This window comes from Paraburkholderia bryophila, assembly GCF_013409255.1.
In the GTDB taxonomy this organism is placed as follows: Bacteria; Pseudomonadota; Gammaproteobacteria; order Burkholderiales; family Burkholderiaceae; genus Paraburkholderia.
This window is the reverse complement of sequence record NZ_JACCAS010000002.1, coordinates 2,319,956-2,343,211: the sequence shown is the minus strand read 5'-3', so window position 1 is coordinate 2,343,211 and position 23,256 is coordinate 2,319,956. Positions and strand designations below refer to the sequence as shown.

Annotated in this window: 23 protein-coding genes and 1 pseudogene; 18 read left to right on the top strand and 6 right to left on the bottom strand. The window is 58.2% G+C overall.

Annotated features, from left to right (window positions below; genetic code table 11):
• The first annotated feature begins 90 nt into the window (after positions 1-90).
• Both GGD40_RS31425 and GGD40_RS31420 read left to right on the top strand, forming a co-directional pair.
• Complete coding sequence (locus GGD40_RS31425) at positions 91-1,068, top strand: SDR family NAD(P)-dependent oxidoreductase (RefSeq protein ID WP_179746259.1); 978 nt, start codon at positions 91-93, stop codon at positions 1,066-1,068.
• Between the two features lie 354 nt (positions 1,069-1,422).
• The gene (locus GGD40_RS31420; RefSeq protein WP_179747112.1) at positions 1,423-1,878 is read left to right on the top strand and encodes a hypothetical protein; all 456 of its coding nucleotides are present in this window, start codon (positions 1,423-1,425) and stop codon (positions 1,876-1,878) included.
• A gap of 23 nt (positions 1,879-1,901) precedes the next feature.
• Here GGD40_RS31420 and GGD40_RS31415 read toward each other — a convergent pair whose 3' ends face one another.
• Positions 1,902-3,203, bottom strand: coding sequence for an aspartate aminotransferase family protein (locus tag GGD40_RS31415; protein WP_179746258.1), 1,302 nt, complete (start codon positions 3,201-3,203; stop codon positions 1,902-1,904).
• 79 nt (positions 3,204-3,282) lie between these two features.
• Here GGD40_RS31415 and GGD40_RS31410 point away from each other — a divergent pair, with 79 nt between their 5' ends.
• The 3 genes from GGD40_RS31410 (at position 3,283) to GGD40_RS31400 (ending at position 5,264) form a co-directional block, all read left to right on the top strand.
• Positions 3,283-4,167, top strand: a complete 885-nt coding sequence (locus tag GGD40_RS31410) for a LysR family transcriptional regulator (protein ID WP_179710350.1) — start codon at positions 3,283-3,285, stop codon at positions 4,165-4,167.
• Between the two features lie 153 nt (positions 4,168-4,320).
• Positions 4,321-4,797, top strand: a complete 477-nt coding sequence (locus tag GGD40_RS31405; RefSeq protein ID WP_179746257.1) for a MaoC family dehydratase — start codon at positions 4,321-4,323, stop codon at positions 4,795-4,797.
• 47 nt (positions 4,798-4,844) lie between these two features.
• Entirely contained in the window at positions 4,845-5,264 is a 420-nt protein-coding gene (locus GGD40_RS31400; RefSeq protein WP_179746256.1) for a hypothetical protein, read from the top strand.
• 37 nt (positions 5,265-5,301) lie between these two features.
• Here GGD40_RS31400 and GGD40_RS31395 read toward each other — a convergent pair whose 3' ends face one another.
• Positions 5,302-6,423 (bottom strand): porin, encoded by a 1,122-nt coding sequence (locus GGD40_RS31395; protein ID WP_257030635.1) that lies wholly within the window; start codon positions 6,421-6,423, stop codon positions 5,302-5,304.
• Between the two features lie 447 nt (positions 6,424-6,870).
• Between GGD40_RS31395 and GGD40_RS31390 the strand changes: the two genes are divergently transcribed.
• From GGD40_RS31390 to GGD40_RS31385, 3 genes are all read left to right on the top strand, one after another.
• Positions 6,871-7,944, top strand: a complete 1,074-nt coding sequence (locus GGD40_RS31390; protein ID WP_257030634.1) for a MerR family transcriptional regulator — start codon at positions 6,871-6,873, stop codon at positions 7,942-7,944.
• A gap of 9 nt (positions 7,945-7,953) precedes the next feature.
• A complete protein-coding gene (locus GGD40_RS37115) occupies positions 7,954-8,463 on the top strand; it encodes a DUF523 domain-containing protein (RefSeq protein ID WP_257030633.1) in 510 nt (169 codons plus the stop codon).
• 126 nt (positions 8,464-8,589) lie between these two features.
• Positions 8,590-9,717, top strand: coding sequence for an aminotransferase class V-fold PLP-dependent enzyme (locus GGD40_RS31385; RefSeq protein ID WP_179746255.1), 1,128 nt, complete (start codon positions 8,590-8,592; stop codon positions 9,715-9,717).
• A 107-nt stretch (positions 9,718-9,824) separates the two neighbouring features.
• On the opposite strand, the gene GGD40_RS31380 is transcribed toward GGD40_RS31385, so the two are convergent.
• Positions 9,825-10,466 carry a dihydrofolate reductase family protein gene (locus GGD40_RS31380; protein WP_179746254.1) on the bottom strand — a complete coding sequence of 214 codons (642 nt, stop codon included), beginning with the start codon at positions 10,464-10,466 and terminating at the stop codon, positions 9,825-9,827.
• A gap of 546 nt (positions 10,467-11,012) precedes the next feature.
• On the opposite strand from GGD40_RS31380, the gene GGD40_RS31375 reads away from it, so the two are divergent.
• From GGD40_RS31375 to GGD40_RS31365, 3 genes are all read left to right on the top strand, one after another.
• Positions 11,013-12,437, top strand: a complete 1,425-nt coding sequence (locus GGD40_RS31375; RefSeq protein WP_218901358.1) for a phospholipase D-like domain-containing protein — start codon at positions 11,013-11,015, stop codon at positions 12,435-12,437.
• Between the two features lie 151 nt (positions 12,438-12,588).
• A complete protein-coding gene (locus tag GGD40_RS31370; protein ID WP_179746253.1) occupies positions 12,589-13,155 on the top strand; it encodes a GNAT family N-acetyltransferase in 567 nt (188 codons plus the stop codon).
• A gap of 199 nt (positions 13,156-13,354) precedes the next feature.
• Complete coding sequence (locus GGD40_RS31365; protein WP_179746252.1) at positions 13,355-13,678, top strand: hypothetical protein; 324 nt, start codon at positions 13,355-13,357, stop codon at positions 13,676-13,678.
• 176 nt (positions 13,679-13,854) lie between these two features.
• Here GGD40_RS31365 and GGD40_RS31360 read toward each other — a convergent pair whose 3' ends face one another.
• Positions 13,855-14,253 (bottom strand): hypothetical protein, encoded by a 399-nt coding sequence (locus GGD40_RS31360; protein ID WP_179746251.1) that lies wholly within the window; start codon positions 14,251-14,253, stop codon positions 13,855-13,857.
• A gap of 246 nt (positions 14,254-14,499) precedes the next feature.
• Between GGD40_RS31360 and GGD40_RS31355 the strand changes: the two genes are divergently transcribed.
• On the top strand, positions 14,500-14,904 hold the full coding sequence (locus tag GGD40_RS31355) for a hypothetical protein (RefSeq protein WP_179746250.1): 405 nt from the start codon (positions 14,500-14,502) through the stop codon (positions 14,902-14,904).
• A 290-nt stretch (positions 14,905-15,194) separates the two neighbouring features.
• Positions 15,195-15,530: a hypothetical protein gene (locus GGD40_RS31350; protein ID WP_179746249.1), complete on the top strand. Its 336-nt coding sequence runs from the start codon at positions 15,195-15,197 to the stop codon at positions 15,528-15,530.
• 498 nt (positions 15,531-16,028) lie between these two features.
• Here the strand turns inward: GGD40_RS31350 and GGD40_RS31345 are convergent, their stop codons facing one another.
• Positions 16,029-16,496: a PH domain-containing protein gene (locus GGD40_RS31345; protein WP_179746248.1), complete on the bottom strand. Its 468-nt coding sequence runs from the start codon at positions 16,494-16,496 to the stop codon at positions 16,029-16,031.
• A 326-nt stretch (positions 16,497-16,822) separates the two neighbouring features.
• Here GGD40_RS31345 and GGD40_RS31340 point away from each other — a divergent pair, with 326 nt between their 5' ends.
• From GGD40_RS31340 to GGD40_RS31330, 3 genes are all read left to right on the top strand, one after another.
• Positions 16,823-18,268, top strand: a complete 1,446-nt coding sequence (locus GGD40_RS31340) for an IS1182 family transposase (protein WP_179742617.1) — start codon at positions 16,823-16,825, stop codon at positions 18,266-18,268.
• A gap of 307 nt (positions 18,269-18,575) precedes the next feature.
• Entirely contained in the window at positions 18,576-19,409 is an 834-nt protein-coding gene (locus GGD40_RS31335) for a DUF6236 family protein (RefSeq protein ID WP_179746247.1), read from the top strand.
• Positions 19,410-19,812: 403 nt separating this feature from the next.
• Positions 19,813-20,433: a trimeric intracellular cation channel family protein gene (locus GGD40_RS31330; RefSeq protein ID WP_035555400.1), complete on the top strand. Its 621-nt coding sequence runs from the start codon at positions 19,813-19,815 to the stop codon at positions 20,431-20,433.
• A gap of 93 nt (positions 20,434-20,526) precedes the next feature.
• Here GGD40_RS31330 and GGD40_RS31325 read toward each other — a convergent pair whose 3' ends face one another.
• Positions 20,527-21,474 carry a GlxA family transcriptional regulator gene (locus GGD40_RS31325; protein ID WP_179747109.1) on the bottom strand — a complete coding sequence of 316 codons (948 nt, stop codon included), beginning with the start codon at positions 21,472-21,474 and terminating at the stop codon, positions 20,527-20,529.
• Between the two features lie 178 nt (positions 21,475-21,652).
• On the opposite strand from GGD40_RS31325, the pseudogene GGD40_RS31320 reads away from it, so the two are divergent.
• Positions 21,653-22,461 (top strand): annotated as a pseudogene (locus GGD40_RS31320) (SDR family NAD(P)-dependent oxidoreductase).
• Positions 22,462-22,719: 258 nt separating this feature from the next.
• A complete protein-coding gene (locus GGD40_RS31315) occupies positions 22,720-23,226 on the top strand; it encodes a tautomerase family protein (RefSeq protein WP_257030632.1) in 507 nt (168 codons plus the stop codon).
• Positions 23,227-23,256: the final 30 nt, after the last annotated feature.

Genomic DNA, 23,256 nt, shown 5'->3' with positions numbered 1-23,256 from the left:
GCTCCGTTTAGTATAGTTAAAAGCGGAGGCTCACTCCGTTTTATCCCGGACAGGGAATGACGTCAACTCTATTGTGATGGAGCAGCGAAGATGACTGAGAAATTGGGTGCAACCACAACGACCGACCAGGTACTCGCGAGCGTTGACCTTCACGGCAAGCGAATTCTCGTCACGGGTGTCTCCGCGGGGCTGGGCGTGGAGACGGCGCGGGCACTCGCCGCGCGCGGGGCGAACGTGATCGGCGCGGCCCGGGACCTGAAAAAAGCGCAGCAGGCGACCGTTGAAGCACAACGCGAAGCCACTGCGGCAGGCGGCAGTATCGAGCTGATCGAACTCGATCTCGCGAGCCTCGCGAGCGTTCGCGCTTGCGCCGACAAGCTGCTCGCGCAAGGCCAACCGCTCGACGTGATCATCGCCAATGCGGGCGTGATGGCCACGCCGTTCGGCAAAACAGCGGACGGCTTCGAGACGCAGTTCGGCACGAATCATCTCGGGCATTTCGTGTTCGTGAATCGCGTGGCGTCGCTGATCCGCCCGGGTGGTCGGGTGGTCATGCTGGCGTCGTCAGGACATCGTTTCGCGGACGTGGATCTCAACGATCCCAACTTCGAGCACACGCCCTACGATCCATTCGTTGCATACGGTCGCGCCAAGACCGCGAATATCCTCTTTGCGGTGGCCTTCGACCAGCGCCACAAGGCACGCGGTGTGCGAGCGGCGGCCGTTCATCCGGGCGGAATCATGACGGAACTGGCACGCCATATGGACCAAGGCCAGATGACCGCGATGCTGGAAAACATCAACAGTCAGCTTGCGTCGGAGGGCAAGGGGCCGTTCCAGTTCAAGACGGTTCCGCAAGGCGCGGCCACCTCGGTATGGACAGCGGCGGTAGCGGCAGCCGACGAGGTAGGCGGCAAATACTGCGAAAACTGCCATGTGAGCGAAATCGTTGCGGATGACGTGGTCATTACGCCCATCAGCGAAGGCGTTCGGCGTTATGCGCTCGACACGGATCACGCGGCCGCGCTCTGGCGCAAAAGCGAAGAGATGGTGGGCGAGTCGTTCTGACGCGTTACCCTGAGCGCTTGTTACGCTTGCTGCGGCGGTTTTCACCTAGGAGCACAGGCTTCGGTCTCGCCAGAAAGATATCGATTGATCATGCTTTATCTGTCCACCGGCAAAAGAACGCTTGCGCATAATTCGCGCACACCAGGCTGATAAACTGCCGCAGCGTTTCGGTGACGAAGATAGGCGCATTACGCGAGTCGGCGTGAAGGCAATTCCTTTCGCATGGATTGTTCTACTGCGCGGGCTGCATGATCAAATCAAAACACTGAGGGAGCTTCTGCCATGTCGTCTTTAACCTTTCACGAGGGCCGCAGCATCCGACGACGCGTCCGGTCGTCGGCCAGTTTATGTTTCGTGCTTGCTTTGCTATCCACCCGTGCATTTGCCGACGACGCACAGCAATGCGCCGCCAATGCGGGAACGCTGCTTGTCGGTCAGGTCGTGTCCCCACCCACCTTCAAACACGGAATGTTCCGCAAAGGCGTCGAGCTGTCGCACACGCATTTAACGCTGAAGGGCGAAGCGGACGGAGCGGATTACGACGTCGCAATCGACAATGTCTTCGCGTCGGGCTATCAGCAAGATGCAGCCGTTGTGCCGCCGCCGTTGAACAGCATTGCAGTGGGCGACAGACTCGAACTATGCGGCCTTCCCTTTCAAGGCGGGATTCATTGGGTTCACACCAATTGCGGCGACACACCCACCTCGCAAGATCCGAATGGATGGCTGAAAGAGATCGCGGCCGACGGCACCGTCGGCCCCAGTTTCGAAGACAGTCAGCAATACTGCTACCTGTGGCCACATAACTAGAACGAGCCCAAACAAGCGGCAGGTCAGAGAGAGCGTTCGATCGCCTGCCGCAGCAGTGCCAGACCCAGATCGATCTCTTCTTCGCTGACGGTCAGCGGCGGCGCGATCCGGAACACACCGCCCATGCCCGGCAACTGCACGATGTTCATGCTGAGCCCCAGGTTCATGCACTCGCGGGTAATCTTTGCACCGAGCCCATCCGCCGGTTCTTTCGTGCGACGATCCTTGACGATCTCCATGCCCAGCAGCAACCCGCGTCCGCGAATGTCGCCGATGCATTCGAAGCTTTCCATCAGATCCAGCAAACCGCGTTTGAGTCGCGCACCCATCACGTTCGCACGCTCGACCAACCCGTCGCGCTCGACCACGTCCAACACACGCAGACCGACGGCGGCCGGCAGCGGATCGGACACGTGAGTCGTATAGAACAGATAACCCAATTCGTGAGCCCGCTCTTCGATCTGCGCGGAAGTCACGACCGCCGCGAGTGGTAAACCCGCGCCCAGTGTTTTCGACAGAGTGAGAATGTCGGGCGTGACGCCGTCGCGCTGACAGGCGAACATCGTGCCTGTACGCCCCACTCCGGTTTGCGCTTCGTCGAGGATCAGCAGCATGCCGCGTTCCTCGCATTTGCGCTTCAACGCGGCCATGTAGCCTTCCGGCAATTCGATGATGCCGCCGGAGCTGAGAATCGGCTCTGCAATAAAGGCAGCCAGATTGCCGCTGGATTGACGGTCGATGAGATCGAATGCGTAGTCCAATTCCGCCAGGTAATCGTATTCACCGTGACGCTCGAAACGCGGCCGATACGGAAACGGCGCGGGAATCGCGTAAGAGCCAACCGCCGCGGGACCGACGCCCTTACGACCCGCGCTATAGGTTGCGGACGCAGCGTTCCCCGTCATGCCGTGCCACGACTGCGCAAATCCGACAATTTCATATTTGCCGGTGACCAGCTTCGCCATGCGAATAGCGGCCTCGTTCGACTCCGCGCCGGTGCTGAGCAACAGCGCGCGGTCGAGTCCGTCGGGCGTGATGTCGGCGAGGCGCGTTGCGAGGTCGACCACCGGGCGTGACAGCATGCCGCTGAACAGGTGGTCGAGCTTGCCGGCGTATTCGTTGATGACGGACACGATGTCCGGATGACTGTGCCCAAGCACCGCGCTCATTTGCCCCGACGTGAAGTCGAGAATCGCACGGCCGTCCGCGTCATAAACAAAGCTGCCCTGAGCGCGCTCGATGATCAACGGCTCGAAGGTGCCGCCGTAGCGGATCAGGTGCTGCCTGGCGTTGCGCCAGAACGTTGCGTCGTCGTTGCGGGACACTGTGCTTCTCCTTGGCCGGGTAGCGGGAATAGCTTGCAGTCTAGAGGGCTCTCTGGTTTCATAGAAACGAATAGTTCTAATGGAAGCTAGAAGCGAGTCTAATATCTTGAGCCTCTCACTCGAAATCGATCTGCTGCGTTCGTTTGTCGTGATTGCCGAAGTCCGCGCGCTGAGTCGTGCGGCCAATCGGATCGGTCGGACCCAGTCGGCGCTGAGTCAGCAGATGAAGCGCCTCGAAGAAATCGTCGATCAGCCGCTGTTCCAGCGCACCGGTCGCGGGGTCGTGCTGACGAATCCCGGTGAACGGTTATTGGTCCACGCTCAGCGCATTCTGCGGCTGCACGATGAAGCGATGGCGGATCTTTCTGGAAAAGGCTTGTCGGGGACGATCCGCTTCGGGTGTCCGGACGACTACGCGGCCGTCTTTCTGCCGCATTTATTGCGGCAGTTTTCCAGTCAGCATCCGCAGGCTTTGGTGGAGGTTATTTGCGCTCCTACTCCGCGCTTGCGCGAACAACTGGAGATGCATGCGCTGGATCTGGCGATGATCTCACTGCCGGAAGACGCGACCGATGCGAACATCATTCGCCGGGAACCGCTGGTTTGGGTGGGCTGTCCGGGAATGGATTCCGCGCACTTCGATCCGCTGCCGTTAGCGCTTTCGGATCCGGATACGCTCGATCATGTGGCGGCATGCGAGGCGCTGCAGCGTGTGGGGAGGCGTTATCGCATTGCCTATGCGAGTAGCAGTCTTGCCGGGCTCACGGCTTTGGTGCGCTCAGGGCAGGCTTTCGCGGTGATTACGCAGACGGCGGTAGCTTCGGATCTCTGCGTAATCAGCGATGATCCGCAGTTGCCCGCTTTGCCGGCTATCGGCATCACGCTGAAGTTCGAGCGGGATCGGCCCTCGCATTTGACCACCGCGTTTGCGGAGCACATTCGCGTGACGTTGCCGTTGCTTTGATCCGGCAATTGCGCAAGACAATGGAGTACCTCGATCGTCAAAGCTTTGCCGGCACCTTGTCCGGTTAAGGTCAATTAATAAAATCACAAAGCTTTTCAGGCTTCAGGCCGATACGCTCAATTCCATTGATCGCAGAACTCAAGGAGAGAACGTATGGCTTTCAGCTTTGACCCAACCGACTGGCAGATCGTCCCCGCGCGCACGTTTGCCGAGCTGCGAATCGGCGAGATCTTTCGTGCGCCGAGCCGCACGCTGACCGACGCTCATGCCTCCGCGTTCCAAACCGTTTCCTGCGACAACCATCCGATCCACTACGACGTAGGTTACGCCCAGCGTTACGGTCATTCGGCGCCCGTGGTGCATGGCCTCCAGGTGCTCGCGTTCACTGCGCCCGGCGCGACGCTGCTGCCGCACAACTTCGGCGCGATCTTCGTGGCCTTCACCGAATTGTCGGCAAAGTTTCTCGCCGAGGTTCACTCCGGCGACACGCTTTTCTCGGCACTGGAGATCGTCGCTCTCGAACCCGTGGGCGACAAAGGTCAAGTGACGACCGCTGTCACCGTTCACAATCAGCGCGGCGAGCTGGTGTTGTCTGGGCAGCATAAATATCTGCTGCGGACGATGGCCTGATCATTAACGTTGCTGCCGCCGCAAACCATCATTCGAGGGAAAAGACCATGCCTGTTTCGTTGCCACCCGAGCCCTTCGTCACTCAGGAAGTACGCATCGTCGATCAACAAGGCCGTCCGCGCATCGTGCTGTCGGCGAGCAACGGTGTGCCGACCTTGGTTCTACTCAGCGAATCCGGCACGGTCGGTGCGACTGTCGCACTCGATGCCGCGGGCAGACCGTCCGTCACGCTTGCCAATCCGAATCCGGCATGGCCGACGGCCGCGCTCGCCGTCGACGACAAGGGCGCGCATGTGAAGTTCGACCGGCCAGGTGGCGCGTCGAGTTATCTGTTCCTCAATAACGCGGGCGGGTCCGGCGTCGTATTGGTGGACAACACTGGCAAGCGCCGGCTCAACGCGACGGTGGCAGCAGATGGCACCGCTAACGTCGAGCCGTTGAGCGTGGATGGAAAAGCGCCGCAATAAAGCACGTTCCATCCACGGTAAGTGCGAGCCGACGTCGTCAAAACCTGGTCTGCATACCGACGCGCGCGAGTGTCTGCGAACGGCTACTCGACGCGCCTCCCGGCTGCAGTAAACCATTGATCCAGGCCCCGGTTTCGGCGGCGTCCCCACTCGCCCGCTGAAACACGGCCTCGACGTACGCCGTCGTGCGCTTCGAGAAGTTGTATTGCAGAGCCGTCGTGACCTGCTGCGCGCGGTTGTCCTGAAGGACCTCATTGCCCTTCATATACTGGTAGTCCAGACCCCACGCCCACGGCCCTGCTACGTTCCACAGCACGCCGCCTTTATAAACATCGATCTTCGCGCCGCTCGCGGTATTTTTGGTGTTCGTGTAGAGCAGCATCGCAAGGACACGCGCGAACTTGTAGTGCACACCGGAACCGAAATTGCGGATACCGTCATGACCGTTGCCAAGCTGCGGGTACTTCACTTCCACATACGCCGCGCCAACACCCAACTGGCCGTTCACATAGTTCGCGCCGAAGCTGATAGTCGAGTCGGCCGAAAAAGACCCGGGCACGCCACCGAACCCATAAAGCGCGCCGACAGTCAGGCCGGCTATTTCCGGGCCGCGATATTTGATGGCATTCGGCACACGCGTGCCACCCGCCATGCGGTCGAAATCGAACGAGCCGGTCGGATTGCCGGGTACGCCTAGCGCCGCGAAGGGACCCTGACGAAAATCATAGAGACCGCCGAACAGCAACGCGCCGTCATACTGACCTAGCGATAGCGTGTCGAACATGAAGTCGTACTGGTTGCCGAAGGTCAGCGAGCCGAGCCGGTCATTCGCGAGTCCGACCAGGGCGGTGCGATTGAATATCTGCCCGGCGCCCGGCACAGACGCACCACTCCCGAAATCGAATTGCGACGTCAACTCGAACAACGCCTTGTTGCCGCGGCCGAGATCCTCACTGCCTTTCAAGGTCAACGTGGTGGGCGTCAAGATGCCGCTATCGAACAACGTAACCGCGCCGCCGCGCTGGTTGTTGACGTAGGTCACGCCGCTGTCGATAACGCCCTGCAAGCTCACCGTGCTCTGCGCAAACGTATTGCTGGACGAGGTCAGCGCCAGCATCCAGCCCGCCAGGGCGATGCCGGTGGAAATCGTCGCTTTCATGCGTGTTCCTTCGTGCTTCGTTTCGACTCGATAAGCGAGTTTCTTTGCGTCAAACAAAAAAGCCACCTGGCGAAGTAGCCGGCAAAAAAGAATAACAACTTGAAACGGGTCTCGCGCGGGGCGAGCGGTTAAATCTTCTTAAATGACATTAAGGGGGATTGGCGTTGGGCAGCCACGCATCCGAACAGCGTTCCTTACGGGCGTCTGCTTTACGAATCGAAAACCCGACTGGCCCGGCATCAACACGGGCTTTCGCGTGGCTATTCGCGCGGGGCTTCTAATGCACGTGGCGTGGGATGTGCTGGCGGGTTTCGGATTCGTGTCGTAACGGCAAGGTGCAAACTCGCTTCACGCGCAAGCCACGGCAGTGCTCTAAAATTTAGTTGACCCGGCCCCAAGGGCCGCCCTCATGCTTACCGCAACCGGTCAACAGAACGAGGTGACTAAATGAGCTCTTCCGCCCCGTGTTTTAACGCATCAGAAGCGGCCAGTCAGCTCGGTGTGTCGATCAAAGCATTGCGGTTATATGAGCAGCAGGGACTGGTCACGCCAGGCCGAACGGCAGCCGGATACCGCGTGTATGGTCCGAACGAAATGGATCGCGCCGGCGAGATTGTGGCTCTGCGTGCTCTAGGCCTCAGTCTTGCCCAAGTAGCGCGAGTGTTGGATGGCGATCCCCAAAGCCTGGCAACCGCCTTGGCGGCGCATGAAACCGCATTGAATAATGAACTGCAGGATCTTGTTCAGAAGCTGGACAGAATCCGGCGGGTCCGCTCCGATCTTGCGCGTGGTCAGATGCCGGTTGATGGAGAGTTGACCCGACTCATCGATCGAACAGGGATTAGCGTGGAATTTGCGCTTCCGTGGCCTTGGGGCGGTGAACATTTCGAAGTTCGCGACATTCGTCCGCTTAACTACATCATCGGTTCTCTGGGCAGCGGCAAGACCAGGCTGGCGCTTCGTCTCGCGGAGACGTTGCCTGACGCTGTATTCCTCGGGCTGGATCGGTTGCAGGATAAAGGCGTCGCGGCGCTCGACTTGCTGAAGGCCGATGCGACTTTAAAGTCGCGCGTCGATCGGGCGGTGGAATGGCTTGTCGATGAGGGCGCAACTGAATCTGAAGCACTGACAATCTTGCTGGTAGCTTTTGAAGCAGATGGCCCCGCTGCATTGGTTGTCGATATGGTCGAACAGGACCTCGATGGGGTCACACAGGAAGCGTTGATCACGTTTCTTCGCCTCCGTGCGAGTGCCGGTGTGCGACCTTTTTTCCTGATGACACGCTCTTCAGCGATTCTGGACTTGGCGGCGATCGGGCCCGACGAAGCGATTATTCTCTGTCCCGCGAATCATAGTGCGCCGGTTCGTGTGGCGCCGTATCCCGGCGCGCCGGGTTATGAAGCGGTTGCTACTTGTCTGGCGACGCCTGAGGTGCGGGCGCGGATCGCGCGTCAGCCTGAAACAACGGCTGGCGAGGCTACAATCAACACACCTCAAACCCACGCCCCACGGGACTCATAGTCACCGCTTATGTTGAAGATCCTGGTCAGCGCCTGCCTCGTCGGCCACCCAGTCCGCTATAACGGCCAGGCCAAACTCACGCGCGACGCGTGGTTGTCCCGCTGGCGCGACGAAGGCCGCCTCGTTACCGTCTGCCCCGAAGTGGCAGCCGGCTTCCCGACTCCGCGCCCACCGGCGGAAATACAACTGCGCCGCACAGGTGTGGATGTTCTGGCGAGCAACGCGACGATTGAGGACAACACCGGCGCAAACGTGACCGCGCTCTTTATCGTGGGTGCCCGCCATGCGCTCGACCGCGCCAAGGCTGAAAACTGCCGCTATGCGCTACTTGCGGACGGTAGCCCCTCTTGCGGTAGTACCTTCATTTACGACGGCGCATTTAGTGGGGAAGCGCATCCTGGAGTCGGCGTGACTGTCGCGTTGCTGCGGGAGCATGGCATCCGCGTGTTTGCGGAGTCGCAAATCGATGAGCTGGCGGCAGAGATCGCGGAAGGCGATAGGGAGCAGGGTCTCTTGTGAAAGGCCGGTTTGGAGCAAAGTACGAGGACGGATCCAATCGTGCCAAAATGCTCTTTGCCTCAGCCACAGGTGGTTTAGCTAGAATCAGTTTTCGATCCAACTATTCGTCTATAAACGGAGACAAACGTGCCAGGCTTACTTCCCGATGTCGACCGCGAGGGGCTCCTCGAATATTCAGTCGTTTACACCGACCGATCAATCAATCACATGTCGCAACTCTTCCAGGGAGTCATGCGCAACATTTCCGTTTCCCTGAAAAAAGTCTACAACGCGAAGTCGGCCGTTGTTGTCCCGGGTAGCGGGACTTTCGGCATGGAAGCCGTTGCCCGGCAGTTCGCGACGAACAAAAAGTGTCTGGTCATCCGCAATGGCTGGTTCAGTTTTCGCTGGTCGCAAATTTTCGACATGGGCGGCATACCGTCCGAATCGATCGTGCTGAAGGCGCGTCCAGTCGAACAAGGGAGACAGGCTGCCTACGCACCGCCCCCGATCGAAGACGTGGTCGCTGCGATCCGCGAAAACAAGCCAGATCTGGTGTTTGCACCGCATGTCGAAACCGCATCCGGGATCATGCTGCCAGACGCCTATTTGCGTGCGGTGGCCGATGCTGTGCATGACGTCGGCGGCATGTTTGTACTGGATTGCATTGCCTCCGGCACGGTCTGGGTCGATATGAAAGCGAGCGGCGTCGACGTTCTGATTAGCGCCCCGCAAAAAGGATGGAGTGCGTCACCGTGCTGCGGGCTGGTCATGCTTAGCCCGCTTGCCCGCGAAAGAATCGATGCGACAGCCAGCACCAGTTTCGCTTGCGATCTTCGCAAATGGCTGCAGGTCATGGAAGCTTATGAGAACGGCGGGTTCGCGTACCACGCGACGATGCCCACCGACGGCCTCGCGACGTTGCGTAACGTCATGAAGGAAACCGAGGCCTATGGCTTCGAGAAAGTGAGAGCGGAGCAACTTGAGCTCGGCAAGCGCGTTCGCTCACTCCTCGCGGAGAACGGTTTCAAAAGCGTGGCGGCCGAAGGTTTTGAGGCGCCAGGCGTGGTCGTCAGCTACACGGACGATGACGGAATACGATCCGGCAAGAAGTTCGCCGATGCCGGCTTGCAGATCGCGGCAGGCGTTCCGCTTCAGTGCGACGAACCTGAAGACTTCAAAACCTTCCGCATTGGGTTATTCGGCCTGGACAAACTGCATGACGTTGAAGGTGCGGTGGCCAGGTTTACGAAAGCGCTGGCCAGTATTGTTTAGAGCGTTTTTTTGCTGAGGATGTGCGTATTGCTGACCATGACCCCGTTTGGCAGTTGACCTGCGGCTTCCTGAGTCAGCAAACTCGCACTTCCAATTGATCGCCAACGCTACTTCGCGAGGACAATGTGCGTGGCTCGGTCCGTCGCTACATGCTCGACTGTCCGATATCCAAGGGCGCGAAGATCCAGGCCGCTAAAGAGCGACTCGCCCTGACCGAGCGCAACCGGAGCAACGGCGAGATGAATCTCATCCACGTAGCCGGCCTGAATGTATTGCCGCACAGTCTCGACACCGCCGCCAATCTTGACGTCCTTTCCGCCTGCCGCTTCGCGCGCCTTTTCTAGCGCATCCTCAATGCCGCCAGAAACGAAATGAAATGTCGTTCCGCCTAGCATCTCAATGGACGGTCGCGGATGATGCGTGAGTACGAAGGTTGGCGCATGGTACGGCGGATTGTCGCCCCACCAGCCCTTCCATTGATCGTCCGGCCATTCCCCACGAATCGGGCCGAACATGTTGCGACCGAGGATGAAGGCACCGAAACCGTCCATGGCTCGTTGCGCGAATTTGTCGTCCAGGCCGGTGTCGCCACCTTCTTTGCCCAGCATCTGAAGAAAAGTCCGCGTTGGGAAAAACCATTGAAAGATTTCCTCGCCTCGGACGCCAAGCGGTTGATCTAGACTTTGAGCGGTTCCCGCACCAAAGCCGTCAAGCGAGACACAGAACCCGGCAACTTTTACCTTAGTCATTTACCTCTCCGTTGGAGTTTTAAGTGATGTGGCTTCGAAGCCAGATGATAGTTTGGCTTTCATTCAGGCGACGCGCGATGCGATGGTAAATCGACAATGATTCGACTCAGTGAAAACCCGGATGTGGAATCTGCGCTGTCTTGTTCCGGCCAAACTGGATCGTGTTCGCCGGTTCTTGGGTACCGAAATGAAGGTGTGTGCGAGTACACGCATCATTCCAATTTCAACAAACGGCTGATGAGGTGTCGCTGGCGCTCGATGAGGGAATGGCCGTTTGCGGCCCAGGAACGGTCGTTGGAACAGTGCTCGTAAATCGGCGACAATCGGACATTCCGGAAAGCCATTCTTTCAACTGCGCTGATGTCCTGTCCACTGAGTGCTTAAAGTGCAGCCGGATTCGCGCTGCTCTTGTCCACGGTAACTATCTCGCGTTCGCCGTTCTGTTCACCTTCTCGAAGTAACAGCGAGCTACTTGACCGCATTAACGCGTCAAAGCCTTCCAGACCTTCAAGGACGTAGGGCCCGAGACACATCGAACGCCACATCATGACCACAACGAGAAGCCTGGCGCTCATTCTGGCATGCGTGTTTGCCTCTTCTCAGTACGGCCACGCGCAATGTGTCGACCTGGTCGCCGGTCTTGACGACGGTCAGTTGATGCAGTCGCGGATTGCACTGGTCGACCGTGCCACGCCTACCGAGCAGATCCGCATCCTCGCCTACATCTTCGAAATCGATCAGACCGGCGGCCTGCTGTTGCATCATCTGGTCGAGGCCGCGCGCCGAGGCGTGCCGGTCAAGCTGTTGATCGACGGCATCGGCCCCGAGCCGCACTTCCCGTTCGAGGACGAGTTCATCGTTGCCCTGCACGAGGTGGCTCCCGGCATCGAACTCCGAATCTTCCATCCACGATCAGATCTCGTCGAGATTTCGCATCGCATGCACGACAAGCTGTTCCTGGTTGGCGACACGGCCGTGATCGGCAGTACCTCGATCTGGGATGCGAGCTTCCTCAACTGGCTCAGCGAGCGCGATCTGATGGTGTCGGGCGACGCCGGCCAGGATGCTTCCTCCCTGCACGCCATGTACCAGCATTTCGCCTTGTTCTGGAATAGCCCGGAAGTGGTTCGCCCCGAGCCGGAAAAATTCCTCAAAGTCGCAACTCCTTATCGCGTCTCACAGGGTTATGCGACGCTGGACCCGGCGCGCATCCATTATTGGCGCGAATGGCTGCTGGCTCCGCTCGACGCCGCAGCCCGGGCGACGGACCTGGCCGTTACCGATACTCCAACTGCCTCCGATACGCCCAATGATCCCGCCGCTCTGCCCGCTTCCGGGACGGATTTTGATCCTGCCTGGATGCCGATCGCCTGCGAGCGCCTGCGCTATACCCACGACTGGCCCGACAAGCGCTCGCCAGGCACGTTGCAGGACATGCTGCAAGCGTTCGATACGGCGCAGCACGAGATCCTGATCATCAACCCCTACCTGATCCTGGTGCCGGAACTGCGCGAGGCGCTTGAGCGCAAGCGGCGCGAAGGTGTCCACGTGATCCTGGTGAGCGCCTCGCTGGCGAGCATCACGCAGGAATTCCCCGCAGTCGGACGCGCCTATGCCAACGATCTGCCCGCCTTGGTGAATGCCGGGATCGAGGTGCGCGAATACTCCGACCGAGAGAACCGCATGATGCACGCCAAACTGGTTCTCATCGACGGCCATCGATACTATCTCGGCAGTTTCAATTTCGATTCGCTGTCGGCCCACTTGAATACCGAAAACGGTCTGTGGATAGATATCCCTGAGGACGGGCTCGATCCTTTGCACGACAGCGTGGCGTACTTCCTGCGCAACTCAAGTTCGGTGAGCGACGCCAATGGCCGCCTTCTGGCGGATCCCGATGCGCGCTGCCGGGCCGCCGGCTGCGGCGGTGCCTGGCGGTGGGTGACGATCCTGATCAGGAATTTTCTCTGAGCGCGGCGTGGCCTATCGCTAAGCTACGTGGCCAATTCGGGTCGCCGTCCGCGCCGTGTTGCGCGGTAGTCGGCCATTTTCGGCCGTTCGACACGCCTGTCAACATCGTTGACAATATGCGGCATCGCAACCTCCGCGAGCTGCAGAAGACATGAACCGCGTCGACGATAAAGAAGTTTGCATAATGGCTGGCAGCGTAGCGCTTCGAGATTTTCGCGCCGGAGACCTGATTCAGTATCAGCGACTTCGAAGTGATCCCAAGATGCATAGGTTTTACAGCGAAGAGGACTCGTCGGATGCGCGCGCGGGCCAGTTGCTAGAGATGTTCATAGAGCAATCCACAAGTCGGCCACGCACAAAATTCCAACTTGCCGTGGAATCAGCGAGTGGTGAGCTGATGGGAACGTGTGGGATTCGGATCGAATCGCCTGGCGAAGCATCGATCGGTTGCGAAATTGGTCGTCAATGGCATGGATCAGGTGTAGCACGCGAAGCAGCTTCTGCCCTTCTGGAATTTGGATTTTCGACATTGGACGTGACGCGGATCTACGCAGAAACCATCTCGGAAAACGTCGCCGCGATCAGGTTATGCAGATCCATTGGGATGACTGCAATGGCGGAGCGTATCGCTGATCGAACGTTTAAAGGTCGAACCTGGAATACAACTGTCGTTTCGCTGAGTCGCGAAGAGTGGCCGCGGAAGACAAGCCGGGCCTGAGGCGGCTTGTGACCGCTCGTGATCGCTTTGGATCGGTGGACCTGAAACTGTTCAATGCAGCTAAGTCTGTCGGGCATCACGCGGCCACAAACAGTCATTTGACGACCGGTCCCAGATTGCTGACAATCCCGCTTCTGGTTCGGATCGTCGAGTCGTCTTTCAAGCCGGTCTTTCGACAGAAACTGCCACAAGGGTGCCAATGACCATATCGAAGATTCTCGAACTTTATGCTCGAAGCGGGCGGTCCCTTCAAGATGTCGGTTTAAACGAAGCCGCGTTAGGTCTGTCGGAAGCAGAACAAGCGTTGGACCTGTTTGCTGGCCAAAAGTGGCTGATCCTTGGCGGGGACATTTATCGCGCATCGTCAGACAAGCAATTCCTTGCGCCCGCGCATGAAAATTGGTTTTACGAGGGAAGCAACGTCGAAGAGGGAATCGCTGTAGCGCGGGATTATTTGCATTCCTTGCGAGAGTGTTCGTTGTTCGTGGTGTTTGTCGTTACTGGCCGGACTCCAACGCAGTGAATTACGGCCTCTGCGGGCGAGCGAGCGCTCATGAGGACCGTCGACGCAGGATCAAGTCGCCTGCTACCGACCCTTGCTGCTGCAGGCGCCGGCCTTCTATGCGAATCGCATGAGGCGATAGTCGGCCAGTTTGAGCCGTTCGCCGCATCCTGCTAGATCGTTGACGATCCAGCGCGTCAACATGGATACGCGCCATGGCCGGCCTCAACACCCTCACAGATCACATCGAGAAACTCGTCGTAGAACATGAAGCGGTAGTGGCTGCAGTTTCCGAGGTGCCGCGAGCTGAATCGCTGCAGCCAGGCGGACTTGCCAAAGTCGACTGCTGCGAATCTAGTTTCCCCTTCCCACGGATTGAATTCGGGCGTATAGGGCTCAACTTCTTCTGGCGTGAACATGAATACCTGCGGCTTAAAAAAACGCAGATGCCGAAGGTTTTCCGGTGTGTAGGAGTCTTCGGATAAAAAATAGTCTACCGCGACGATAGCTCGACCGCTGGCTCCGCGGTAGTGGACCTTCATGAGTTCTGGTCCACGACCTTCATGATGGAAATCGCTCAGCAGTATCGGGTTCATGGCTATTTCTCATTGTCGATGGAGTAGATTTTGCCAGCAACTCGAATGGTTGAATAATGCCTTGTACATGAGAGCTGCACACCCGAGGCGATTGCCGCGCTCGGGCGTGGGGCAGTAGTCGGTCAAGATCGGCCGTTCGACATCCTCACAGGAATCGTCAACAATCGTCCACGACGGAAGATCGCCACGCGACCTCACCGTTACAACTACAGCTACGATCAACCAATACCGAAGTTCGCAAGCGCCATGGCAAAGCCTATTTTGACAGTCTTACTGAAAGGTTCATTTCTGGACGTTTTTCGCTTTGTCGAGGCGTTGCTCCTGCCTCTTGGGTTTTCGCTTGCCAATCCAGGAAGTGGGCGAGTAACGCACTGGAGCGATGACGGCGAACAAATCGCGATACCCCGCGACATGATCACTAACCAAGCTTCTATGTCGACTCCGAAGAACGTTCAGTTTTGGAGCACTAGCAGCGAAGACCTATTTGTGTCCTGGGTCGATGCGTCACTTGGGTGGTGGTTTTCCTTTCACCTCGATGGCGTCATCCCGGAGTTGAGGGTTGCATTGACAACCGCACTCTCGAATTCAGTCCTGATCGAATCAAAGCTGCAGTATGAAGATGAGTGCGCCTTTAGGATCGATTTCGACTAACTTTTCAATCGAGAATTCGGCCAGAATAATGCTTGAATAGGTCCGCGATGTGCGCCTCAGCGACCGCTTTCTGGCGAAGCGGAAGGCTGATCCGGGTCGAATTGAGGCACTCACCAGCCGTCTTGGTTCGGCGAGGAACGGTCATTCGACATCGGCTCTCAGACGGTCGACAATCAACGCCGTTTTCCAGTCACAACCGGGTGCAAGGAACGATCAGCCGGTACGGGCTAAACTTCGGGCGGCGAAATGTCGTTAAGCCGAGGTGCCGATAATAATAGCGAGGGGACGCAATGAAACTGCTAGTCCCATGCGGCGCAGTGCTCGCACTTGCCGGTTGCACTGACACGGGACCGATAAAAGTCGGTCCTGACACTTACACGATTTCCACGCGTGTTCCGTTCGGCGGTCCTGCTTCGGCCAAGGGTCAAGCCCTGACGGAGGCGAATGCCTTTTGTGAGTCGAAGACCCGGGAAATCCTGCTCGATCATGAACAGTCAAGCGAATGCGCGTTGCACGGCGGTTGCGGCGAAGCTGAAATCACTTTCTATTGCCTAAGGCCCGACGACCCGCAGCTTCAACGCCCGAAGTTCAGGGCCGAAGCGAATCAGCGTATCGAAATCCAATAGAAGTAGCTGATCTCCCCGAAAACAGAACAATGAAAAAGACCTGCACGGCGATGCTCGTTCTCGCTTGTTTAACCACAGCGTGTTCGAGCAAGGGTGTCGTGCCGATGGACGGTGATACATACACAGTATCCAGGCGAAGTGCGCAAGTCGGATTCGGTCCCGCTGACGGGCTGAAAGCGGACATATACCGCGAGACAAACGACTTCTGCGGGAAACAAGGTAAAAAGGTCCAAACCGTGTCATTGCAAATGAGCGATTCCGGGTTCGCCAAACCCGCCAGCGCTTCGTTGCAATTCCGCTGTATGTAAGAGACGAAACGGCCTACAAATGCCTCTTATGAAAAAGGCTGAGTGTCTTTGTCAGGTCTTGGATTCAGCCGGCCGGCAGGCTGAGCTTGGCCTGAATTGAACTGTCAGCAAAGATCTCGCATTTGCGAACTAATGTCGCCGTTCAAATACTGTGCACCTGAGAGTAATCAGGTGCGTGCGGATCATTCGTCTATACGGGAATACGGCGTTCCTGATGCATAGCCTCGTCGAGCCTCTGGCAGAGCTGATCCGCGTTGCTGATGGCCGGCAAACGCCTCACGGGATGAACTGCATCGTTGGTCGTCAGGATGATTGTGCCGGTGCCGAATAGGCGTTGCCACCATGGATGGATCGAGGTGATGCACTGAATCCGGGAAAGATCGAGAGTCGACGCATGGCGATGCAAAATGCCCTGCGTCCAAGTAATTCGTGTGGTATCGATGACGATTCGGGTGAACGCGGTCTTAACGAAGGGCAAACCGACTCCGATCAAAACCGCGCCGGCTTGTGCGAGCAGCACATTCCACTGAAACGGGAAAGAGTTCGTCGTCGAGAGATGCACACCGCCAATCATAACCATGACAGCGCCCCCCTTCAGGAGCGCGGGAAGGTTGCAGACCTGCGACGGCGCTCCGCGGAAAATCACCTGATTAGCCATCGCGTATATTCCTTTCTGACCGAAGGCTCCAGTCGTCGATCGGAAAAGGCAGTGCTGCCTGACTGGGCTTCGCCTCGGCGAACTGACTGCTGAGCAGCGAAATGCCATGGCCGTTACGCCAAGCATACTTTCACAATTGTAGCGCAGTGGTCGTTGCAGACTGGCCCACGGCCTCTTTCGGGGCGAGGACTCTCCATTGGCGGGCCGCTGCGAAAGGCCGCTGAGGCGCGAACTGAGCTGGTCGTCATCCGTTAGAGTTCGGCCGAGGCTGTGTGAAAACGACCTTATCGCCTAAACTGAATTAACGCGTTGAGACCGGGTGACTCATGAAGCGATTCGTTGAAGGCGATGACCGCAAGCAGGTCGCATTACTTCCCGAATGCGTCGATGACTACATCGAACAGGACAACCCGGTCAGGATCATAGACGTCTTCGTCGATGAACTGGATCTTGCGGAACTCGGCTTCAACGGCGCCACGCCGGCCACCACAGGTCGCCCCTCGTATCATCCGGGCGTGATGCTCAAGCTCTACATCTACGGCTATCTGAACCGTGTACCTTCAAGCCGGCGTCTTGAGCGCGAATGTCAGCGCAATGTCGAGATGATGTGGTTGACAGGTCGGCTGGCACCTGACTTCAAGACGATTGCCGACTTTCGCCGTGATAACGGTGCGGCTATTCGCAACGTCTGCAAGCGCTTCGTCGAATTGTGTCGCGGGATGAAGTTGCTGACCAGTGACACCGTGGCCATCGACGGCAGCAAGTTCAAGGCAGTGAACAGTCGGGACAGGAATTACACGGCGGGCAAGATCGATAAGCGCCAGCAGCAGATCGAGGAAAGCGTACAGCGATATCTCGACGCGATTGAAACCGCGGACCGGATCAATCCGACGGGCTTCGATGTGAAGACCGTAGACCTGTACGGGAAGATCGCCCGTTTGCGTCAGCAGATGCGCGAACTCGAACAGATCAGAAAGGAGTTGAAGAAGCAGCCGGACCAGCAACTGTCGCTCACAGATCCGGATTCCCGCTCCATGACCAGTAGTGGCAAAGGGACCGGAACGGTGGGCTACAACGTGCAGGCGGCTGTAGACACAAAGCATCACCTGATCGTTGAACACGAGGTGACGAATGTCGGAAACGATCGCGGACAACTCAGCAGGATGGGCGTGTCGGCCAGCAAGGCGATGGGCAGGACGGGACTGAAGGTGCTAGCCGATCGGGGCTACTACAGCGGTCCTGAGATTCGTGCGTGCGAGCAGGCTGGCATTACCGCCTATGTGCCCAAACCGCTCACCTCGGGCTCACGGAAGAAAGGTCTCTTTACGAAGCGCGACTTCATCTACGCCAAAAAGGACGATGAGTACCGGTGCCCGGCAGGCGAGCGCGCCATTCGACGGTTCACGACAGTTGAGCACGGTATGAATCTGCAGGTGTACTGGCCCAGTGCCTGCCCGGAATGCCATCTGAAGGAGCGATGTTCTACCAGCGCCTATCGCCGCATCCGACGTTGGGAGCATGAACATGTACTGGAAGCCATGCAGCGTCGGCTGGAACGCAAGTCTGATGCAATGACCATCCGCAGAAGCACCGTCGAACATGTCTTCGGCACGCTCAAACACTGGATGGGGTCCACACACTTCCTCACGCGCACGCTGGCGCGGGTGAGTACCGAAATGAGCCTTCAGGTATTGGCGTACAACATCAGGCGCGCCATCAACATACTCGGTGTTGAACGAACGATGAAAGCCATGAAGATAGCTGGAAGCTGACGCCCCGAGGGGCTTATTTGCGCCTGCGATGTTCGATTAGCCTGAACCCGATGCATTAAACTTGATCGACCTGGCTGGCAACCTTGCCATCTGCGGCAAAAGTTGAGTTTCCACACAGCCTCGGCCAAGAGCGGACGACGAACTTCGCACATTGAGTGGCCGCTTTTGGAAAATACCGCCGTACACGATGTCGAAGGATGCAGAATAATCACATTTTTCTGAACAGGACCGCGCAATGAGCGAGAGTAGGCAACGAAAATTATCAGACCCGGGCTATGGGATACGGGCAAAAGGCGGGAGTGGCATCATGCTTGTGCCTTTTTTTTCCGAAGGCAAAGACGGAGTGATGCAAACGCATGCGAATCTTTCGGCAGAGCAGTTAAGGTTTGCACTGTGCTTTTGGGAGCACATCGCTTGGCCATCCGTGTCTCACTTTAAAAGTGAAGCGAACGACGACATAGCTTTCCTAGGCAGTGCTGGAGTTCTGCGCAGGCCGGAAATTCAACTACAACCGACCTCGATGTCTGTTGGAAGAAGTCTTGCCGACGCTTATTTTCGGGCATACCAAGAGCTCGATGCGCAGGAGCCTGGACGATGGAGCTTGTCAGCAGAATCTGAGTTCGACATGAAGTGTTTCTTAGGCGACCGGATAGTATCGGATCGCGGCGTCACCGTGTCTCTGCATAGAGCCATCCCCATTCCCACAGGTGATACGCCGCTGAATGATTTGCTCGAATTTAAGCTGAAGCGAGCGCCTGAGATTATGGCACTACGTGCAGAATTGGGCGAATCCAAACGGTTGATCACCGGCTCCACGGATCGTGCCGAAGCACTCGCAGCACAATTGGATCGCATTGACGCCGCATGCAGAGATCTGCTAACCGTAGCCCGCGAAGTCAGAATGTCGGTTCGCATTGCCGACTTGTCAGTTGGAATTCAAAGTAATGGAGGGGTGATTGCAGGCGTTGTTTCTGCTGCATACCATCTCAAAAGTACAAACGAATTTATGTCATCTCTGGGCTTGGCTGCCGTTTCTTCTATTAAGTTGTCGAGCACATACAGTGCAAAAAAAGATTTACTAAAGAAATCGTCATTCAGATATGTGCATCAACTTCATGAAGAACTTGATTGGCTAACGTAGCGACAACCGACCAATGCCACAGAGATTTTCCGATATCTGCAGTGCCAGTTCTCGATTGGGCTCAAAGGCGCAGCCGCGCGAAAGCGGCCATTGATCTAGCGGCTCTCAACTTCCGAGTTGGGTCGAATTGAGGCACTCACCAGCCGTCTTGGTTCGGCCCACAGCCGTCGGCCTGCCAGATCGACGGCATGACCGCGACGAGGCGCTCTGGGGACGCCACTTCTTCTGAGCATGTGCCTTTGTGGGTGCGCTCCCCGAATGCGAACGTCATGGCATTGCTTGCTCGTTTGGCCCGGGTTCGCTAACGGGTGTAGGTAATGAAAGGCCCAGTCGCGGTTATCATCGCGGTCAGTTACCGGGCGGCATTCCGCCAGTCCTCATCTTTAATCCGCTCCCGACGTCTATGAAAAGAATCGAATCGGTCGTGCTTGCTGCCGACCTTGCAGGCACCGCTGTATTCGCGTTCGAAGGTGCGCTCGCCGCGATGCACGGCGGCCTCGATCTGCTCGGCGTGATGGTGCTGTCGTTCGTAGTCGCGTTGGGTGGCGGCGTGATACGCGATCTGCTGATTGGCGCGACGCCGCCGAATGCGGTACGCGACTGGCGTTATCCCGTGCTCGCGTTCGCGACGGGACTGCTGACCTTCGTCTTTCACGGCGCCGCGCGCGAACTTCCTCCGCTGCTCGTCACAACGCTCGATGCGGCAGGGCTCGCGCTGTTCGCGGTGGCGGGCGCCCAGAAGGCGCTCAACTTCGGAATCGGACCGTTCATCGCGACGCTGATGGGCACTGTGACTGGCGTGGGCGGTGGGGTGATCCGCGACCTGCTGCTCGCGCGCGTGCCGAGCGTTCTGGTCACCGATATCTATGCGAGTGCGGCATTCGTCGGCGGTGTTGCGCTCGTCGCCGCGCGACGCTTCGAGGTGCCACCGGTCGCAACTGCGCTGCTCAGCGGCGCGGTCTGCTTCGTGCTGCGGATGCTTGCCGTCACACACGGCTGGCAACTGCCGAAGGCTGCGATGTAGACAGACCAACCGTCGCACGGCCAATTTCGCGCGCGCCGCCAACCGCGTTATAGCCCGGAGTGGACGCCGGGCGGGCAGTAAACCGAACTACGCTTAAAGCGCAAGGGGTGTGACACCCGACGCCCGCTGTATGGTTTGCGGTGGCTGACCGAATGCACGCAGGAACGCTTGACGCATCCGCTCCCGGTCACCAAAGCCTGTCTCTCTCGCAACGATCTCGATCGGGTGACGAGTCGTCTCCATCATCAGTCGAGCGGCTTCAACGCGAAGCCGCTCGACTGCCTTCGCGGGCGATTGACCCGTTTCCTCACGAAACACGCGGCTGAACTGACGCGGACTGAGCCGTGCCGCTTCGGCCAGCCGCTCGACCGACAAATCGCTCGCCAGGTTTTCGCTCGCGTAAGCGAGTGCCATCTGAACGCGGTCTGAGCGCGCGCCCATCTCCAGCAGCGCCGAAAACTGCGACTGACCGCCACCGCGACGCTGATAAAGCACCAGCTTGCGCGCAACCATGCGCGAGGTGTCCAGCCCGAAGTCGTTTTCGACGATCGCAAGCGCGAGATCCACGCCGGCGCTCATGCCGGCCGACGTCCAGACCTGTCCATCCACGACGAAGATGCGGTCTTTTTCGAGTTGTACGTTCGGATACTGCTTCTCGAAGTCGCGCGCGTGGAACCAGTGTGTCGTTGCGCGCTTTCCTTCCAGCAGACCTGCAGCAGCCAGAACAAATGCACCGGTACAGATCGACGCAATTCGTCGCGATTGGCGCGGCGCTTTTCGAAGGTAATCCACCAACGCAGCCGAAGGAAGGCGGCAATCGTTGTCGCCTGCCACGATGAGGGTGTCGTAGCCCCCTTTGGCAAGTGGTTCGCTATGAACCGAAAAACCCTGGGACGAAGCGACAGGTCCACCGTGCTCGGACACGATGCTGAATTCGTAAGCTGCTTCACCGCGCAGCAGATTGGCATATTCGAAGACGCTCGCCACTGCAAGCGCGAGCGACTGGAAGTTGGGATAGACGACAAGTCCGACGGAATGCATTGATGCCTCGCGAGTCATGGCTTGATTCGTTGAAGGTAGCACATAACGGACATCAATGTGGAGAAGGGTGTGTCTGGAATCATTGCATATATGGCATTGAGGTCGTGGACGGCCGAGTTCAGAATTCGCTCCATGAACCAACGCCTTGCTGGTTCAACAATTCACTCAAGGACTGAAAATGACTTCCTCTACAAACGGTTTCGCGCTGATCACCGGTGCGTCGGCTGGCATTGGCGCCATCTACGCCGACCGTCTCGCCAAGCGCGGCTTCAACCTTATTCTGGTGGCACGCAACCAGAGCCGCCTGAACGCTCTCGCAGAGCGCCTCACGAAAGAGACGGGCCGCTCGATCGAAACGATTGCCGCGGATCTCAACGACAAGGCTGCGCTCGCGAAAATCGAGACCCTGCTTCGCGAAGACCCGCGTATCACGATGCTGGTGAACAACGCGGGTATCGGCTCGGTTGCATCGGTTCTCGACGGCCACGTCGACTCCATGGAGTCGATGATCAACCTGAACATCACGGCGCTGACGCGTCTCACCTACGCGGTTGCGCCTACGTTCGTCGCCAAGGGCTCGGGCACGATCATCAACATCAGTTCGGTGGTCGGCATTGCAGTCGAGCTGTTGAACGGTGTGTACAGCGCCTCGAAATCGTACGTGCTGAGCTTCGGCCATGCGCTTCAGCGTGACCTCGCAGGCAAGGGCGTGCGTGTGCAGACCGTGCTGCCGGCAGCGACGGCAACCGAGTTCTGGGACGTCCCGGCTATTCGAAGCAAAAGGAAGCCGCGAGCACGATGACAGCCGACGATCTGGTGGATGCCGCGCTCGCGGGCCTCGATCAGGGCGAACTCGTGACCATCCCAACGCTGCACGATGGTGACGACTGGACGAAGTGGGAAGCCGACCGTCGCGCGCTGGCTCCCCGGTTCGCGAACGCCGAGGCCGCGCCGCGCTACACGCCGAGCGCCACGACCGCCCAGTAAGTCCGCCAACCCATCTTGCGAAAGAGATTAATCATGAACCTCCTTAGGTTCCGCGCCGCTGCGCTCGCGATGGCCACTGCCTTTGCATTGCCGGCGGCCGTGTCGGCACAGTCACGCCGTCGGTGAACGTCATGGGTAATGCAGTAGCGGTTGGCGTAGTATCGGCGTGGGAGGGGGAACTCGATCGGTCGATGATGCACGCGGCGCTCTACGGAGACCGGGATCAACGCGTCTCGATCGATGGATCGGTAACGCTGAATGGGTCACAATCTGTCGATAGCAAGGCGTATTAATCGTAGCGAGCAATCGCGACAGGAGAACAGCATGCCAACTTATACCGTGATGGCGGCCGCTGGGCGGCTTACCGATCCGCAGAAGCGGGAGATCGCGCGAGACATTACACGCGTACACAGTGAGGCGACCGGCGCGCAAGGTTTTTTCGCGCAGGTGATTTTTCAGGCCATTCCGGCTGGCGATCACTTCCTCGGCGGAGCACCGCTCGTGTCGGATCTGTTATTCGTCCAGGGACAGATCCGTGCGGGCAGAAGCGCGGATCAGAAGAAAGGTTTGCTCGAAGCTCTCGTCACGCTTGTCGCAAACGCGACGGGGGCCGAAAAGCGCTCCGTTTGGGTGTATCTCTCGGAGTTATCGCCGTCCCAGATGGTTGAGTACGGTAAGGTGTTGCCCGCACCTGGAGCCGAATCGGAATGGCTCAATTCAATGCCCGAGTCCGATCGCGAATTCCTTCTCGGTATTGGGAAATAGTTGTCTTTACTTCAGGACTGTCCCTCTCGC

Bases quoted from the DNA above. Each gene is read 5' to 3' on its own strand.
- GGD40_RS31330 (WP_035555400.1), top strand. From the start codon at position 19,813: ATGAAAAGAATCGAATCGGTCGTGCTTGCTGCCGACCTTGCAGGCACC.
- GGD40_RS31405 (WP_179746257.1), top strand. From the start codon at position 4,321: ATGGCTTTCAGCTTTGACCCAACCGACTGGCAGATCGTCCCCGCGCGC.
- GGD40_RS31425 (WP_179746259.1), top strand. From the start codon at position 91: ATGACTGAGAAATTGGGTGCAACCACAACGACCGACCAGGTACTCGCG.
- GGD40_RS31410 (WP_179710350.1), top strand. From the start codon at position 3,283: ATGGAAGCTAGAAGCGAGTCTAATATCTTGAGCCTCTCACTCGAAATC.
- GGD40_RS37115 (WP_257030633.1), top strand. From the start codon at position 7,954: ATGTTGAAGATCCTGGTCAGCGCCTGCCTCGTCGGCCACCCAGTCCGC.
- GGD40_RS31360 (WP_179746251.1), bottom strand. From the start codon at position 14,253: ATGAACCCGATACTGCTGAGCGATTTCCATCATGAAGGTCGTGGACCA.
- GGD40_RS31340 (WP_179742617.1), top strand. From the start codon at position 16,823: ATGAAGCGATTCGTTGAAGGCGATGACCGCAAGCAGGTCGCATTACTT.
- GGD40_RS31400 (WP_179746256.1), top strand. From the start codon at position 4,845: ATGCCTGTTTCGTTGCCACCCGAGCCCTTCGTCACTCAGGAAGTACGC.
- GGD40_RS31390 (WP_257030634.1), top strand. From the start codon at position 6,871: ATGAGCTCTTCCGCCCCGTGTTTTAACGCATCAGAAGCGGCCAGTCAG.
- GGD40_RS31365 (WP_179746252.1), top strand. From the start codon at position 13,355: ATGACCATATCGAAGATTCTCGAACTTTATGCTCGAAGCGGGCGGTCC.
- GGD40_RS31345 (WP_179746248.1), bottom strand. From the start codon at position 16,496: ATGGCTAATCAGGTGATTTTCCGCGGAGCGCCGTCGCAGGTCTGCAAC.
- GGD40_RS31355 (WP_179746250.1), top strand. From the start codon at position 14,500: ATGGCAAAGCCTATTTTGACAGTCTTACTGAAAGGTTCATTTCTGGAC.
- GGD40_RS31370 (WP_179746253.1), top strand. From the start codon at position 12,589: ATGAACCGCGTCGACGATAAAGAAGTTTGCATAATGGCTGGCAGCGTA.
- GGD40_RS31395 (WP_257030635.1), bottom strand. From the start codon at position 6,423: ATGAAAGCGACGATTTCCACCGGCATCGCCCTGGCGGGCTGGATGCTG.
- GGD40_RS31315 (WP_257030632.1), top strand. From the start codon at position 22,720: ATGGGTCACAATCTGTCGATAGCAAGGCGTATTAATCGTAGCGAGCAA.
- GGD40_RS31350 (WP_179746249.1), top strand. From the start codon at position 15,195: ATGAAACTGCTAGTCCCATGCGGCGCAGTGCTCGCACTTGCCGGTTGC.
- GGD40_RS31380 (WP_179746254.1), bottom strand. From the start codon at position 10,466: ATGACTAAGGTAAAAGTTGCCGGGTTCTGTGTCTCGCTTGACGGCTTT.
- GGD40_RS31325 (WP_179747109.1), bottom strand. From the start codon at position 21,474: ATGCATTCCGTCGGACTTGTCGTCTATCCCAACTTCCAGTCGCTCGCG.
- GGD40_RS31335 (WP_179746247.1), top strand. From the start codon at position 18,576: ATGCTTGTGCCTTTTTTTTCCGAAGGCAAAGACGGAGTGATGCAAACG.
- GGD40_RS31375 (WP_218901358.1), top strand. From the start codon at position 11,013: ATGACCACAACGAGAAGCCTGGCGCTCATTCTGGCATGCGTGTTTGCC.